This window comes from Bradyrhizobium sp. USDA 4510, from assembly GCF_054059095.1.
The window spans coordinates 1646035-1662011 of record NZ_JBSSBT010000001.1 but is presented as its reverse complement, the minus strand read 5'-3'; the positions used below and the strand labels follow the sequence as shown (position 1 = coordinate 1662011).

Annotated in this window: 10 protein-coding genes and 1 pseudogene; 6 read left to right on the top strand and 5 right to left on the bottom strand. The window is 58.7% G+C overall.

The genetic code is table 11. From position 1 onward, the window contains the following. Nucleotides 1–1005 precede the first annotated feature (1005 nt). Nucleotides 1006–1731, bottom strand: a complete 726-nt coding sequence (locus tag ACVMDN_RS07370; RefSeq protein WP_225645937.1) for a helix-turn-helix domain-containing protein — start codon at nt 1729–1731, stop codon at nt 1006–1008. A 1156-nt stretch (nt 1732–2887) separates the two neighbouring features. Here ACVMDN_RS07370 and ACVMDN_RS07365 point away from each other — a divergent pair. Both ACVMDN_RS07365 and ACVMDN_RS07360 read left to right on the top strand, forming a co-directional pair. Next, on the top strand, nt 2888–4099 hold the full coding sequence (locus ACVMDN_RS07365; RefSeq protein WP_225645936.1) for an alkene reductase: 1212 nt from the start codon (nt 2888–2890) through the stop codon (nt 4097–4099). Between the two features lie 101 nt (nt 4100–4200). After that, complete coding sequence (locus ACVMDN_RS07360; protein WP_456843627.1) at nt 4201–5589, top strand: NAD-dependent succinate-semialdehyde dehydrogenase; 1389 nt, start codon at nt 4201–4203, stop codon at nt 5587–5589. Here ACVMDN_RS07360 and trxC read toward each other — a convergent pair. The 3 genes from trxC to ACVMDN_RS07345 are packed head-to-tail and all read right to left on the bottom strand — an operon-like array spanning nt 5584 to nt 7354. Continuing rightward, complete coding sequence (gene trxC, locus ACVMDN_RS07355; protein WP_253587599.1) at nt 5584–6045, bottom strand: thioredoxin TrxC; 462 nt, start codon at nt 6043–6045, stop codon at nt 5584–5586. The genes ACVMDN_RS07360 and trxC overlap by 6 nt on opposite strands. 24 nt (nt 6046–6069) lie before the next feature. Then, nucleotides 6070–6921, bottom strand: coding sequence for an aldo/keto reductase (locus ACVMDN_RS07350; RefSeq protein ID WP_456835400.1), 852 nt, complete (start codon nt 6919–6921; stop codon nt 6070–6072). A 19-nt stretch (nt 6922–6940) separates the two neighbouring features. Beyond that, a complete protein-coding gene (locus ACVMDN_RS07345; protein ID WP_225645932.1) occupies nt 6941–7354 on the bottom strand; it encodes a hypothetical protein in 414 nt (137 codons plus the stop codon). A gap of 847 nt (nt 7355–8201) precedes the next feature. On the opposite strand from ACVMDN_RS07345, the gene ACVMDN_RS07340 reads away from it, so the two are divergent. From ACVMDN_RS07340 to ACVMDN_RS07325, 4 genes and pseudogenes are all read left to right on the top strand, one after another. After that, nucleotides 8202–8558: a hypothetical protein gene (locus tag ACVMDN_RS07340; RefSeq protein ID WP_425249177.1), complete on the top strand. Its 357-nt coding sequence runs from the start codon at nt 8202–8204 to the stop codon at nt 8556–8558. A gap of 620 nt (nt 8559–9178) precedes the next feature. Beyond that, nucleotides 9179–9415 (top strand): hypothetical protein, encoded by a 237-nt coding sequence (locus ACVMDN_RS07335; RefSeq protein WP_225645930.1) that lies wholly within the window; start codon nt 9179–9181, stop codon nt 9413–9415. 740 nt (nt 9416–10155) lie between these two features. Beyond that, nucleotides 10156–10533: pseudogene (locus tag ACVMDN_RS07330) on the top strand (PRC-barrel domain-containing protein); the annotation flags it as partial. Nucleotides 10534–10539: 6 nt separating this feature from the next. Then, entirely contained in the window at nt 10540–10923 is a 384-nt protein-coding gene (locus tag ACVMDN_RS07325) for a PRC-barrel domain-containing protein (protein ID WP_225646038.1), read from the top strand. 694 nt (nt 10924–11617) lie between these two features. On the opposite strand, the gene ACVMDN_RS07320 is transcribed toward ACVMDN_RS07325, so the two are convergent. Further along, nucleotides 11618–14566, bottom strand: a complete 2949-nt coding sequence (locus tag ACVMDN_RS07320) for a formate dehydrogenase subunit alpha (RefSeq protein WP_253587601.1) — start codon at nt 14564–14566, stop codon at nt 11618–11620. Nucleotides 14567–15977: the final 1411 nt, after the last annotated feature.

Sequence of the window (15977 nt, the reverse complement as noted above, 5' to 3'; positions counted from 1 at the left end):
CGAAACGACATTGACGCTCGCCCCTTGTCACTGCACTTGCCGGGAACGTGTTCCTCCGCCGCCGCATATCATAGGACCCAACCGCCGTGTGCGCCTTGGGGTGCTAGAAGCCGAAACACGACGTGAGCAATTGATCAGCTTTTTGCGCCTAACTGGGCAACCGCTCGTCAACGAAGGCGCTGCATCACCTACCCCCGCGTGGCTTCTCGAAGCCATATACAACTACCCAGGCGCCTTGGCGGCACGGTCGCAACCAAGTTTGTGACCGCAATTTTGCGTGTTCGTCTGTTGTTGCTAGGGCAAGATCGCATTGTTCCGGCAGGGACAATGGCAGCCCGGCTTGTAAACTTCCCCAACCTGTTGAGCGGACACTACCCCTAGCTTCTTACCGGCTGATTCTTCTTATCGCCTCAGACTCCTGAAGCAAGGTCGACAGGAGCGCCGCCTCGAACATCTCGCTTCACAGACTATCAGCCTCGGCCTGAAGTCGTGCATTTCCGGCGATATCGGCGCCGGGCTGGCGATAAGCACAATGGAGGGCTACGCCCCGCTGGATGTTGGGCCCCCGACCACAAGCGGCATTGAAGTGTCGGAGGCGCGGCATCGCATCCGAGACCATTTGCGGCCATCGCCATGGCGGCCCAGGCAGTATTCAGGTTGCTGCTCGCGCCATGCGGGCGTACTCGAATTTCTGAGACACCACATAGGGAGCAAGCATAGCTGGAAGCTATTGAGGCCGCCTTCGTGAACGGAGGGACGACTGTTCGTGCGAAGGACCGCCGATGCCACGCGCCGCGTCAATGTCCTTGCGCGAAAGCAAAAGCACTTCAGTCGCTGATCGACGACAGCTCCAATAAGATGACCGCTCATCAGCGGGCCTTAGCGTGCGCACGATCGAGGTTCAGCGCACGCGTATGATAGTGCGGCTCGGCATGCGATCAAACTGCGGAAGCGCTTTGTCTCGGCATCAGGGCGCGGCTGGCCTAACGCAGTTCGTGCTCAGCGCTATAGCTCAGGGCGATAAGTTGGGTCGGAATTGCTAGCCGCCGAGCCGCACGGGATCATGTTCGTTCTTCTCCTCAAGACATTTCGATCGATAATCCTGACGGTGCGTTTTCCCGACAGCGTGATCGCGCCACGCTGCTGCAGGCTAGTGAAGCAACGACAAACGGTTTCGACCGAAACTGACAGATACTCGGCGATGTCGTAACGCGTCAGGGGCAATACGACCTGCCCCTTATCATTCGACGAACGGCTCGCCAACGCAAGCAGGAATGAACCGACCTTTTCGACCGCCCTTACGCCGCCGATGATCAGCAATTGGTCCTGAATCCGCGACAAGGTCTGAAATGCGACACTGCGGAGCTCGCGGGCGAACTCCACATCGCGCTGCGCCAATTGCTCGACCCTTTGACTAGAGTAACTAGCCAGCGCTGTTTCCTCGGCGATCGCCTCAACCGTTAGATCTTCGTTTCCATCGACGACGACGAAGAAATCTCCCGGCAACATTAAGTCGAGAATCTGCCGCCGCCCGTCTGAACGGATGGCGGATCGCCGAACCGCTCCCGAAATTACGAAGTACCAATGGGCCGCCGGCTCCGAATTGCCTGGAACCTCCTGGCTCCTGGCAATCAGCATTATCTTGGCATGCTCATCGAGCTGCTTCATCGCATGGTTCTGCGCGGCTAACATTCGCCGATAGTAGTCTAGTGCGCGCGTTTTCGCCTTCATCGCTGCACCTTCCTGTTCTCGTTCTTCTTCATTCTGCCCATTTCCCACCACACTAACCCTGTTATCGCCCTGATGATCCGACCTTTTTACAAATCTCCGTACCGTAAGAATACGTAATCGGTCGCCAAGGAGCTCCCTACGGACCGCAATAATTGATCGCAGTCACGACACGCTGGCGCTGCGTGCGGTGTAAGAGCGAAAGTTGGAAATCAAGCGTAGGCGGAAGAACACTCATGGCCCCCTTGAAGGCGCAGATCAACCAAAGTGTAACATCCGCGGACAGATGACGTCCGCCAGACCAGCAGCCGGGCTACTGGGGGAAGCTGACGCATTGCTGGAGAAGCATTTGATTGAAGATCTGACGCGCTGAAACGCCTTTCCGTTTCGCAAGCGCAGGACGCGACCAAGCCGCGGTCGAAAGAGGCGGTGGAGGAACTTTATCAGCTCGCCACAAGGAGCGATGAAAATGCTGAAGTGGTGAAGGCCGGTCGCAAGCTGGAGGTTTTGATATCGCGCTACCACGTTTATCCTCAGTGTTTGGCGCGTGCCTCCAGGATGGCAATCACTGCATCATCAAAGGCCTTGCTGTGTGCCACCGACATCGAGTGGCCTATCTTAAAATTTCGGTGGCCTAATTTGATTTGAACGAATGCCGAGTGCATGAATTTGGCGGTTCGTCATGAAAGACCATGCTACGGACCGGCACGGCCAGCCTCTTTCAGGACAACGAAGACGCGTCAACCGTCGATCTCATCCCGAATGGCCTTAAGACGTTAATACCGAGGACGGCTGCAAGACCTGCAAGGCACCGGTGAAGTCATAACGCTGAAGCAGGGCCGCATCAGTTGGCGGCCTCTTTCATTGCATCGTGCCCATGAGGGCAGGCGCAACGTGCGGCCGTACATCAGCGCCCCCGGTCACCGCAGGCCGTGCAGACGAATCGCAGCTCGGTCTCCGATCGCCGGGCTTCGTCCGGCCATCGATCGGAGACCATCTCGATTGAATGACTGCAGCGATAGTCTGGCGGCTGACGCGTTCCAACCATTTTGTCTTAGTCATATCGTTGCTCTGACCGTTTGGTTGACAATCGTCAGTGAGGGCGGTTCTCGAGGTAGCTAGGATTGTAATGAGGTTCTTCCCTATGCAGGAGCAGGCGATGGATGACGTGGTGACAGCGACACCAACGCAAGAAGCGAGCCGGAAGACGGATACCGCACCACTGTTCCTGCCGTACCGCCTTGGTCCATTCAATCTGTCCCATCGCGTGGTTATGGCCCCGCTGACGCGCTCGCGCGCGCGACAGCCCGGCAATGTGCCGGGCGCGTTGGCGGCCTGCTACTATGCGCAGCGCGCCTCGGCGGCGCTGATCGTCAGCGAAGCGACGCAGGTGTCGATGCAGGGTCAGGGCTATGCCTGGACACCCGGCATTCATAGCCGCGAGCAGGTCGAGGCGTGGCAACGTATTACCGACGCGGTGCATCAGGCGGCGGGCCTGATGTTTTGCCAGCTCTGGCACGTCGGCCGCATTTCACATCCTGCGCTACAGCCCGACAACATGCTGCCCGTCGCTCCCTCGGCCATCATCCCTGCTGGAAAAGCCTTCATCGAAAACGAGCGGGGGGAAGGCACGCTCGTTCCCTTTGTACGACCCCGCGCGCTTGACATCGAGGAGATGCCCTACGTGGTGGCGCAATATGTGCGTGCGGCAAGGAATGCAGTGGCGGCCGATTTCGACGGCGTGGAGATCCATGCAGCCAACGGCTATTTGCTCGACCAGTTTATCGAAAGCGGCACCAATCGGCGCGCCGACGCCTATGGCGGCGCGGTGGAGAGCCGCACCCGCCTGCTATTTGAAATCGTCGAGGCCCTGACGCCGGTCTGGGGACCGGATCGCATCGGCGTGCGCATATCCCCGTTGGGAAAATTGAACGACATACATGACGACAACCCACAAGCAACCTTTGGCTATGTGGCCGAACGCCTGAGCGAATACGGGTTGGCCTATCTGCATATGGTCAACCCCGCGCTCGAGCAGATGCAAAGCGGGAAAGAACCGGATCCAGCCGCTCTGGATATGGCGAAGCTGGTCCGGAACAAGTTCAGGGGAACCCTGATCGTGGCAGGCGGCTTCGATGCCGAGAGCGGAGCGCAGTGGCTTCGGGAGGGATGGGCCGATCTGATCGCGTACGGCCGGAAATTCCTCGCCAACCCCGACTTGCCAGACCGTCTGCGTCTGGGCGCGGCACTCAACGCCGATGATCCCAGCAGTTACTACGGCGGAGGTGAGAAGGGATACACCGACTACCCGTCGCTGGCCCAGGACCGCGGCGAACAGCCCAAGGCGTGCGTGGACCAGAGCTGGCGATAATCAAAGCTTGCATTGCAAGAGCGCAAATTGACGGCCGTCATGGTCTATCGAACCCCGCATACTCATGGTGATCGACAGCGAGTGCCGCCCGGCCGAGCGCGATGCGAGGACCATCCGCGATGACATTTCAATCCGTCAACCCCACCACCGGTGAGCCGTTTGCGACATATGAGGAATGGTCGACCGTGGAGGCGCAAGACGTCGTCGGCACGGTTCACCAGGATTACCTCGCCTGGCGCCGCACCGGTTTCGAACACCGCGCTTCGCTGATGCGCAATGCAGCCGAGATCCTGAACAAGAAGGCGCGCGAATATGCAAAGTTGATGGCGGAGGAGATGGGAAAGCCCTTTCACGAGGGTGTTGCAGAGGCCGAGAAATGCGCCAAGACTTGCGAGTACTTTGCCGACAATGCGGAGAATTTCCTGAGACGTCAGCCGGCATGGACGGAAGCACGCAGAACTTTCGTCGCGTTCAACCCGCTCGGGGTGGTATTGGCGGTCATGCCCTGGAATTTTCCATTCTGGCAGGTCTTTCGTTTCGCAGCACCGAGCCTGATGGCGGGCAATGCCGCGTTGCTCAAGCATGCCTCGAACGTTCCGGGTTGTGCGCTTGCGATCGAACAGATCTTTCGCGACGCCGGCTTTCCCGAAAATCTGCTCCGCACATTGATGATCACAAGCAAGCAAGTCGAGGCCATGATCGAGCATCCGCTCGTACGCGCGGTTACCCTGACGGGCAGCGGCGCCGCCGGGCGCGCAGTCGCGAGCAAGGCTGGCGCCATGCTCAAGAAGACAGTGCTCGAGCTCGGCGGCAGCGACCCCTACCTGATCCTGGAAGATGCCGATACCGGCTCCGCCGCCGCCATATGCGCCAGAGGCCGGCTGCTGAATTCGGGCCAGAGCTGCATCGCTGCCAAGCGATTCATCGTGGTCGAAAAGGCCAGGCCGGCTTTCGAGAAACGCTTTGTCGAGCTGATGAGCCAGACCAAGATGGGAGACCCGTTCGATCATGGGACAGAGATAGGTCCGCTGGCGCGGCACGATTTGCGCGACTCCTTGCACCGGCAGGTCGTCGCAAGCGTCGGAAAGGGAGCGCGCCTCCTCCTCGGCGGCAATGTGCCCAATCATCCGGGAGCCTACTATCCGCCGACAGTTCTCACCGACGTAGGGAAAGGCATGCCGGCCTATGAAGAGGAATTGTTCGGTCCGGTTGCGGCAATCATCCCGACCCGGAACGAGGCCGAGGCGATTGCGGTCGCGAACGACAGCCCATTCGGACTTGGCGGCGGCGTGATCACCCGCGATCTTGCGCGCGGAGAAAGGATTGCAGAGTTCGAGATCGAATCGGGAATGGTCTTCGTCAACGACAACGTTCGTTCCGATCCGAGAGTGCCCTTCGGAGGCATCAAGGAAAGCGGCTATGGGCGTGAATTGTCCTGCTACGGCATCAGGGAGTTCGTCAACATCAAGACTGTGATGGTGTACTCATGAGGCTGCAGGCGCGGCCAATGGCGCATGCTGGCGTAGCCATTGGCGCAACGCCTCGGCACCCACAGCTCCAGTGCGTTGGGCGACGATATTGCCTTTATGGAATAGCATCAGCGTTGGAATGCTTCGAATGTTGTAACGACCTGACAGCTCGGCTTCGGCCTCTGTGTCAACCTTCAGAAAACGAAGTTGGGGTTCGAACTCGCCGGCGGCGCGCTCAAAAGCCGGTGCCATCCCCTTGCAGGGCCCACACCACTCTGCCCAGAAATCGACCACGACGGGAATATCGTTGCGCTGGATGTGGGTGGCAAAGGCGCGAGCGGAAACCGGCGTCGGATGCCCCGTAAACAGGAGTTGGTGGCAATGGCCGCATTTCGCCCGGCGCGCATCTTTTTCGGCCGGAATTCGGTTGATGCTTGTGCAATGCGGACAAACGATGTGGCGGATTTGTGCACTCATGTCAGGATGGCTCCCGAACTGGGCTCAATGCGTCGCCAGAGGTTGTTTGCGGTCCGGCGGCGGAAAGGTTTCATCGAGATCGGCGAGATCCTGTGGCGTCAAGCGAACGTCCAGCGCGCCACGATTCTCGCGAACATGTTCCGGCTTGCCCGACTGCGGTATAGCACATACGCCGTCCTGGCGTAGCACCCATGCCAGCGCCACTTGTGCCGGGGTCGCGCCGAGACGAGCCGCAATGGTCTTGAGTGTGACATCACGCAACACACGGCCCTGCTCGATCGGCGAATAGGCCATAACGGGGACGCCGCTGCGCTGGCACCATGGCAAGAGGTCGAACTCGATGCCACGACGCTCGAGATTGTAGAGCACCTGATCGGTCGCGACGTTGGCACCATTGGGCAAGTCGACGAGTTCCTGCATGTCGCCGATATCGAAATTGCTGACACCCCAGTTCCGGATCTTGCCTGCGCCAACCAAAGCCTCGAAAGCATCGACGGTTTCTTCCAGCGGAGCGAGTCCTCGCCAATGCAGCAGATAGAGATCGATCTCATGCACCCCAAGCCGGGCAAGACTTCGGTTGCAAGCCGCTATCGTGCCCTGTCGGGTGGCGTTCTGAGGCAGCACCTTGCTCACTAGAAAAATCTCGTCGCGCCGTCCCTTGATGGCCTCGCCGACAAGCCTTTCGGCGCCACCGTCGGCGTACATTTCGGCCGTGTCGATCAGGTTCATGCCGAGATCGATGCCGAGCCGTAGCGCTTTGATCTCGTTGGTCCGGTTCAGCGGATTCTCGGCCATGTGCCAGGTCCCTTGGCCGAGCATTGGAATGTGTTCACCTGAAGGTAGTACAATAGTACGGATGGCCTCCGTCACGGTCATGATGCGACTCCTCTGTCGTTCACGGCAGACTAATTTTCACGCATAGGCCGGCGTGACGAATGGCGCAAAACTGAACATCGCCGCTGCCTGGATGGATAAACCAGATCACCGGCAGGAACGGGTTCAATATCGTGGAGCCCGTCACTGGATGGGCCACATATGTCTCGTTTAGCGATGGCCGGCCGATCGTCGGGTCGAGCTTGACGCACGAACCATTGTTCGCTGTCAGGTCACGATAGTTGTAGCGCGCCGAACATACAAAAATTTGATTTTCCTTCTTGTCGACTACATAGGCCGTAGCCGTCCGATAAGAGGTGTTGGATTTGACATCCGGCTCAGGGAGCAACTCGTAGCGTACGCTGCCTTGGGCGAACGCTGGCGATGCGACAGCGATCGCGAAAACCGTGGCGATGCCTTGCATCATCTTTCGCATGGCCAATCCCGAATGAATAAGCCACGCTAGCCCGCTCCTGAATAGGAAGCGTTGACCGCTGTCAATTCAGGAATGGAAACCGGCATTGCTGGCCGATAGCTGGCAAGAACTGGTCAGTCGGTGTTACCCTCGTCACGCCGTCGGCGTTCGTTGCGCGCATGATCACACAGTGTCCGCCCGACAAGATGCGCCTCTCATGGAGTTGTAAGATGAGGCGTTACCTGCAGAGGAACGTTGCCCCAGTTCCCTGTCCGGTATGTGGAGCCCTGGACCGTTTCTTGATTGTATCAATTGTGCGGGCGGCGATCCGCTCTATTGGCCCCGCCTCTCCAGACTTGCGAATAGCGAACTGCGTTCGCCTCAGTGAGGGCTCGCATCTAGCGTGAGGGAACAGGCGATCGGCAACACTCATCACGTCGAGAGCTGTTTCCACTACGCATCGATGCGGCAGATCCACGCCGCCATCGAGCATTGGCGGCACGGTCACTTCGAGGTGCGATTGCTCTGGCCAGTACCGCGGCGGAAATGTTGCCCGACGTCGACGAGCCCCATTCCGGGAGCTGCAACATCTCGCGCGCGTCAATGAGATATCCAACTGGTTGATCCGCGGCGCATCTCGATAGCGCCTGAAAAGCGGTCAAATCGACACGATAGTTATTGAAGATTGGAAGGACAAGACCCCGCAGATGAAGAGCTTTCGCAATTGCACGCGCACGCAATGCAGGTCAAATCCCAATCATTCTAAAATTGCTCGTTGTCAACGACAGCGTTGACGCACGACGTTACCATTCAGATCGCGCCCGCAGCTCCAACATCTCGAAGTGAGAGTGATGTGTTCGCAAAGCGCTTGAAACGACCCATTGCCATTTCGGCTGCTTGTATCCTGGCGCTGGCATCGCCGATACTATCGGCGCACGCCCGCGACGACGGCCGCCATGCCAATTCGCCGCTGAAAGCCTGGTTCGACCAGCTCAGATCGGGCAAGGGACCCTGCTGCTCCGACGCCGACGGCACGGCGGTCAGCGATGTCGATTGGGAAACCCGCGACGGCCACTACCGCGTACGCCTAGACAACCAATGGATTGACGTTCCGGATGAGGCCGTCATCACCGAGCCGAACAGAGTGGGAAGAACCATGGTTTGGCCGATCCGCGACTACATGGGAACCACGGTCCGCTGCTTCATGCCGGGCAGCATGACTTGATTTGAAATGCTCGTGGATCATCGATGCCGAGGCACCTGATCTTAGCCGAGCGCCAGGGGGACTTCCTCCGCCAGTTCGCCGAGTCCATGGCTTCTGTAAAATCGGCTTCTGAAGAACCCGCATCCTGCAATTTCTTTCAACTGGTCCATCTCGCCTCCCGGTCATCAATATGAATGGTAGAGAGGGTGCAATCGGCTTACCGTTCTGGCAAGATCGATGGCATTCTTTTCCGAGATGGGGATGTAAGCCGAAGGTGACGTAGACTTCCTCGCAAGGCAGTCTGCGGGCAGGCCGACTCCGGCCATCGTATAATACAAGGTGCGTCCGAGAACGGCGAGCCATGTGCCGGCGGCCGCAAATTAAAGACAAAGCAGAGCAAAGATCGTAGCTGAGCACACCGGTCGAGAAAGCAGCATCAGCAATATGGACCATTCGAGAGCGTCTGGTGGCCCAACTGGCGCAGGCTGCTTTTCTAGCTCTGCTGCTCGAGCGCGCCCTTGACAGCCGTCAATTTCCGGCCCGCGCCTCATGTGCTTTATTTTCGCAACCGACGGCAACATCCAACATCGCCAAGCGTTGGGCCCCCACTGCCAACCGGTCAAATTGCAAGGAGAGACAGCATGAGAATTTTCGCGATAGGTCTTGCGGGCATCATGACGACTTTGGCCGCATGGCCCAGCTCAGCTCAGGTCTGGGAAGAAGAAGTCGTTCGTCCTCCACCTCGCGTGGTCGAACGCGACGTGATCGTGCGCGAGCCGGCGTGGCGTAGCTACGCCTGGGACGACTGCCGGATAGTAGTCGAGCGCCACCACCGGCCCGACGGCACTTTGATCGTTCGCAAAGTCCGGCGCTGCTAGAACTCGCGGACAGGCGGTCCGCGCGGCGAGGATCACGCCATGCCCGCTACGGCGGACGGCCCGCGAAGAAACCGTCCATCTCAAATACTACCGTAGCGGCGTTAGGGGCCGCGGCGTCACGGGTGTCGCAGCTGGGGCGCTTGAGCTGCACCATGATATTGACCATCTCCTGTCGAGGCAGCGAGTCGCTCCATTTGGCGGTTCCCCAACAGTCGACGTTCGTCAGCTAGGACGCGCCGTTGAAGCAGGTCATGAGAGCTGGGTCACAATGCTATCTGTATGCTAGGGTTTCGTAGAAATGTCGCTTGCCCGCTGCAGTTCGCCTTAGCTGCTCGAGCATTGACGGCCCGGAAAGTCGCGTCACATCGCCAGTCCTCGTGCGGGGACGCGCTGCGCCACGTTCGAATCGGCCAGCCCGGCCGGTGATTTAACAGCTTCAGTCGCGGTGAACGACGCCTAGCATGGTAATGGACGCTGATCCCTGACGCTCAATTGGCGTTCTGTTACACGCTGCAACGCTCTTCACTTGACGCAACGGTCGCTATGCTAACTGGACGTCGAGTTCACCAAACGCGAGCATCCGCAGACCGTGCACGTGCGTTGACGGCCATCAATGCAGCGGACGCGATGGCAGCGTAGCTCGTAGCTGCATGCAATAGAGTGCAAGCCTCCGAAACCATCGATTAGTAATCCGGGGGCCGATGCTCTGGTTTTGAATGTGCCAATCAAGGAGACAATCAATGGTGACTACAATGCAGCGCGCACCCGCGACGGAGAGCGAAACTGCGTCTTCCCTGATCGCAAGCGATCGCGTAGAAGGCACTGCGGTCTATGATCCACAGGGCAAGCGCATCGGGAAGGTCGAGCGGCTAGTGATCGACAAGGCCGGCGGCCGCATCGCCTACGCGGTCCTGAGTTTTGGGGGATTCCTCGGTATCGGCGGGACCCACTATCCAGTTCCTTGGCCGATGCTGAACTACGATGAGAAGCTCGGTGGATATCGCGTCGACATCACCGAGGAGCAACTCAAGAACGCTCCGAAGGCCGAACCAGTGGAAAGCTGGGAGCAAGCGAACCCGGACCGCGACGAGCGGGTCTATGGTTATTGGGAGCAACCCGTCCCGATGCAAGAGGGCCACACTTCTTCCCTCATCACTAGCGACAGCGTGGAAGGAATGCCGGTCTATGACGTACACGGCAAGCGTATCGGGAAGGTAGAGCGCCTGATGATCGACAAGCTCACCGGCCAGATCGCCTACGCGATCCTGAGTTTCGGCGGCTTCCTCGGCATCGGAGAGGACCACTACCCTATTCCCTGGTCGATGTTGACCTGGAATGAAAAGCCCGATGGCTTCCAGGTGGACATCACCGAAGGGGAGCTTAAGAACGCGCCGAAGATCGAGCAAGGGGAACACTGGGAGCAAACAGCTCGGGCCCGCAACCAGGACATCTACGACTATTGGCAGGTCAGATATTATTGGATTGCTGCTGCTTCCGATGTCCCGTGAACACTATCGCGAGGCCTCTCATCGAAGCAGCACACCTCAGCGCGCCGCCGAAATCGTCGATTCCAGCGCGCCGGACGCAGTAGCTTCAGTTGGCAATCCCGCCCCGGGCGCGCGCTCGAACTGACGGCAGAGGGGATAGCTGAGCGGTTCGGGCGCTACGATCTCGCGCTGGGAATTGTACATCATAGATTAGCGAGCAAAGTCGTGCACTTGGTAGCTGAGGTCCGCCACCAAACCTTGATCCGCCGCAGGGCCTGCCATGCGAACGCCCGTTTGGCGCACCACCATGTATCAACCGGGCGATCGCTGATGTATCTGTATCGCTGCACCCAACAGCCAACCTTCAGCCAACCTTCCAGGATCGCGACGTCTTGCCGCGAAACTCGAAATTGACCATCGGATATTGCGGCGCCGCGAGTGAGCGGGCATAGAAGCAGTAGCCGCAGCTGATGCACAATTCTTTCGAAGCAGCTGATGCACAAATCTTTCCGAAGCAGCACGAGTGCAATCGTCTGTCGGATTGATGCATGTCACACGGCTCCCCGCAGGGTGGACCGTGCAATGCACGCATCGAAACCGAACTTACCGGGCTAGCCGTCATTCTCCAGGAGACGTCATTCTAGTTTTTGCGGATGGTGACGCAGGCTTTGCAGCATCTACAAGGGAATTTCATGCACGCCAGGGCTCTATCCTCTTACGCCGCCCTGATCTGACAAAGGGTGGCCTTCGGCTCATGCATGCCGGTCGATGGATCGTATCCGTAAGTCGTGAGCGTGTTCACGCTCTCGCCGAGCACGATCGGATCGGCACCTTTCGGATACTTGGGACGCAGATCGGTGCCTTCGTACCAACCGGCGAAGTGGAAAGGCATCCAGGCCACTCCCTCGCCTACTCTTTCCGTCACAACGGCCTTCATGCGAGCCCTCGAATTACTCTCCGGCCCGGTCACCCAAACCCATCCGCCATCCTTGATTCCGCGGGCGCCTGCATCCACCGGATTGATTTCGACGAACATGTGCTGCTGCAGTTCTGCTAGCCATTTACTGGATCGCGTCTCTTCGCCGCCTCCTTCGTATTCTACAAGCCGTCCCGAACTCAGGATCAGGGGAAACTGCTTGGCAATGCCTTTGTCAACCGCAGCCTTCTGAATGCTGAAGCCGATATTGGGCATGCGGAATTGCCTGGCATCCGGCAGCGTCGGATAATCAGCCACGAGATCCGGACGAGGGGTGTAGATCGGTTCGCGATGGACCGGAATTGGATCAGGCAAATTCCAGGCGATCATGCGCGCCTTGCCGTTGCCGTGCGGCGAGCAGCCGTGCTCGATCACGACACGTTGAATGCCGCCGGAAAGATCCAGCGCCCATGACACCGCATCGGGATTGGCGCGATTGACGCGTTGAATGACCTCTATTTCTTGCGGAGTCAGGTCCTTGTCCCAGCCCAGTTTCTTCAGCACGGCCAGCGTAAACTCGGGGTAGCCGTCCTTGATCTCGGAACCGACCGAATACGACCCTTCGGCAAGCAAATTGTCGTGTTGCTCCTTTTCGACTTCCTGCCCGTTCTCCATCACCTTGCGCTTGACGATGCGTTCGACGCCGAACCGCGCGCGGAACGTGCCGCCGCCTTCGCTTACCGGAAGATTGGTATTGTAGAGAATCGGCGTGCCGGGATGTCTGTACTCGGGCTTCCCCCAGCACGGCCACGGCAGGCCGTAATAGTCTCCACCCACTTCCGGATCATTCTTCGGCGCCCGCAGGGTGACCAGATCGAATTTGGCTTGGTTCCTCATGTGCGCCTTGAGCCGCTCCGGCGATTGTCCGCAATAGCCCGTCGACCAGCCGCCGCGATTGATCTCGCGCAGAATATCCTCCGCCGATACCGCGCCGTTTTCTACCTTGATGTTCTTGAACATACGGTCGGCGAAACCCAGCTTTCTGGCGAGCAGATAGAACGTCTCGTAGTCGTTTTTCGATTCGAACGCTGGGTCCACGATCTTCTCACCCCACTGCAGCGAGCGGTTCGAGGCGGTTCGCGAACCATCCATCTCGAAGCTGGTGCAGGCCGGTAAAAGATAGATGCCGTTCTTGCGTTCCGAGAGTACCGACCATGCGGTCGGATACGGATCGCACACAACCAGCAGTTCGAGCTTTTCTATCCCTCGCTTGGCTTCCGGCATCCGGGTGATCGTGTTGACGCCATGCCCCATGACGAACATCGCCTGCACATTGTCGGGCTGTGTGACCTGATCCTTCGGCAATAAACTCGCGTCGAACCAGCGCGTGCTCGGAATTCCGGGACTTTCCATCAGCGTTTTGCTCGCGAAGCGCGAAGCGATCCAGTCGTAATCGATCTCCCATACCCTGCACCAATGCTGCCAGGCATCCTGGGTCAGGCCGTAGTAGAGTGGCAACGTCGTCACATCGAGGCCGAGATCGGTAGCGCCTTGCACATTGGTGTGGCCGCGAAAAATATTGGCGCCGCCTCCGGGACACCCGACGTTGCCTGTCGCCAGCAGAAGTATGCAGCTGGCACGGACGTTCGCTGTGCCGGTCGAGAATTGCGTCTGCCCCATAGCCCAGATCAATGTTGCGGGCTTCTCTTTGGCGAACATTTCCGCGACATGGCTGACCTGTGCTTCAGGCAGACCTGTAATACGCTCGACTTCCCGGGGCGTCCACTTCGCGACTTGCTTGCGGATCTCGTCGATGCCGTACGACCGCTGGTGGATAAATTCCTTGTCCTCCCAGCCGTTCTTAAAGATGTGCCAAAGCATGCCGTAGATCGTCGCGATGTGGGTTCCGGGGCGAACACGAAGATACTCCGTCGCGTGCGCGGCCGTCCGCGTCATTCGTGGATCGATGACGATCATGTTGGCCCGGTTCAGCTCCTTGCCTTCAAGAATGTGTTGAAGCGAAACCGGGTGCGCCTCGGCTGGGTTGCCGCCCATGACCATGATGGTCTTGGCATTTCGAATGTCATTGTAGCTATTGGTCATCGCGCCATAGCCCCAGGTATTGGCTACCCCGGTGACCGTCGTGGAATGGCATATACGCGCCTGATGGTCGGCATTGTTCGTGCCCCAGAAGGCCGCAAGCTTGCGGTTGAGGTAGGCGGCTTCATTGGTGAACTTGGCTGATCCAAGCCAGTACACCGACTCCGGTCCGGACTTCTCGCGAATCTCAATGAGCTTGTCTCCGATCTCGTCGATGGCCTGCTCCCATGACAGACGCGTCCATTGGCCATCGACAAGCTTCACGGGGTAGCGCAAGCGGCGCTCACTCAAGACGTCGTCTCGAACCGCAGCACCCTTGCAGCAATGCGATCCACGATTGATCGGGCTGTCATAGTCTGGCTCCTGCCCGGTCCACACGCCGTTCGTGACTGTTGCGATAACCGAACAGCCGACCGAACAATGTGTGCAGATGTTCTTACGGGTGTTAACTGTGGCACCCGCGGGAGGCGGCGGGCCGGCTTCCGCCTGACGAACGCAACCAAGTGGCAAGTCGCCAAGCACCGCCAGCGCACCGATGGTGACGCCCGAGCGGTTCAAGAAGGTCCGGCGATCGATACCCGTGCGTGGTTGACACGGCGCGACAGTTGCTTGCCCACGACTGCGACGTTCCGACTTCCTGAACAGCATGCGCGCCTCCCTATGGGGCGGGATAGCTGTTGACGCGATAGAAGTTTTGAACCTCGGCTGAGTTCGCCCGGTAACGGGGCTTCCGCTTAGCGCTACCCGCGGGCTCAGCCACGATGGGCTCGATGGTCAACGTTCCAGCGGTCGCGGCGGCAGCGCTTACAATCGCGAGGCGAAGCAGATCACGCCGGTACACGGCTGCCTGGACACGTCCCTTCATACACAAGCCCTTCCACGCGGTTCCAACGGGCGTTGGAGATCAAACTCAATTGCCACTATGCGCACAGCACGAGACGTGGGCATCATGACAAACATCATCTTCTAGACAGATTTTTTTCTCCTGCCCCGTCTACTGCGCGCCGATAGCACAGCTCTCTCCGCTGTGATTGTGAACAGTGAGAGTACCGAGGCCTCCTGCCCTGACCCCGTAGATGCATCAGCAAACCGCAAGGCCGGACCGGCAATGAAGCCATTCATCGGGGCTCTCCCTTCATGCAGCCACGTCACGCGTTAGTACTTAGGAGAAGGATCAACGATGCTCTTGGTCGCACCGCCCGGCGCGGGTTGCATGTCTGGCGGTGTGCCCCCCTGTGGACTTGTCGGTGGAGCGCCGCCAGTGCCGGTCGATAGTGGGCCGGTCCAGCCCTGAGGCTGGGGTTGACCCTGATTGTCCGGCAATACTGTGCGCCCGGTACTCCAAGGAGCATCTCCCGACTTTTTATCTTCACTCTGCGGCTGGGCTGCACCCATGGAGCTGAAAATGCCCAGGATGAACGCGGCAAGCGCGACGCAGGTACACGAACTTCGCATGCAGTCTCTCCCTCTTGTCGGACCAGCGGCGATGAACCTTAGCCTAGACGCGTGGATTTCGGTCAGCATCAGCTGGTCGTAATCGAGATTGGCAACCGTAATCCTACCCGAAGCGGTCATAACAGCGACACAGCTCGAGGAGAGGGTCGGCGGACGACTCAACGACACGTCCGCTTGGCCTACATGATCGACATGGGACATGCGGCAGAAGCCCAACTTTGTTCAGATCAGCCTATCCAGCAGCGTCGAATCTTCTCAACGCTCGGCCGCCTTTCGTTCCAGGAGTATACGGAAGCGTGGCACAGTATGCCGCTGCAGTTGTCTTAGGACCTTGACGGGGATCAGTTTTCATGAATGGGAGATGCTCACCTGAGATCCTCATCAAACGGTGATGCTTCAACAACAGACATTCCACGAAAGAGGCTGCGCACCAACTCGTCGCCTTTATCTTGGGGGCCAATCACTAGAGTAATCCGGTTCGAAATCGGAGCGACCTGGTCTCTGGTAAGACCGAACAGCGCTCGACCAGGACGAGCTTCGAAAGTTCGCCGACAATCAATGTGACGCGACAACAACCAAAAGCCTGTGCCAATCAGCGCTGGTC

What these genes read in the sequence shown, in the direction of transcription:
- ACVMDN_RS07360 (WP_456843627.1), top strand. Translation starts at nt 4,201, where the DNA reads ATGCGAGGACCATCCGCGATGACATTTCAATCCGTCAACCCCACCACC.
- ACVMDN_RS07350 (WP_456835400.1), bottom strand. Translation starts at nt 6,921, where the DNA reads ATGACCGTGACGGAGGCCATCCGTACTATTGTACTACCTTCAGGTGAA.
- ACVMDN_RS07325 (WP_225646038.1), top strand. Translation starts at nt 10,540, where the DNA reads ATGCAAGAGGGCCACACTTCTTCCCTCATCACTAGCGACAGCGTGGAA.
- ACVMDN_RS07345 (WP_225645932.1), bottom strand. Translation starts at nt 7,354, where the DNA reads ATGCGAAAGATGATGCAAGGCATCGCCACGGTTTTCGCGATCGCTGTC.
- ACVMDN_RS07370 (WP_225645937.1), bottom strand. Translation starts at nt 1,731, where the DNA reads ATGAAGGCGAAAACGCGCGCACTAGACTACTATCGGCGAATGTTAGCC.
- ACVMDN_RS07335 (WP_225645930.1), top strand. Translation starts at nt 9,179, where the DNA reads ATGAGAATTTTCGCGATAGGTCTTGCGGGCATCATGACGACTTTGGCC.
- ACVMDN_RS07320 (WP_253587601.1), bottom strand. Translation starts at nt 14,566, where the DNA reads ATGCTGTTCAGGAAGTCGGAACGTCGCAGTCGTGGGCAAGCAACTGTC.
- ACVMDN_RS07365 (WP_225645936.1), top strand. Translation starts at nt 2,888, where the DNA reads ATGGATGACGTGGTGACAGCGACACCAACGCAAGAAGCGAGCCGGAAG.
- trxC (WP_253587599.1), bottom strand. Translation starts at nt 6,045, where the DNA reads ATGAGTGCACAAATCCGCCACATCGTTTGTCCGCATTGCACAAGCATC.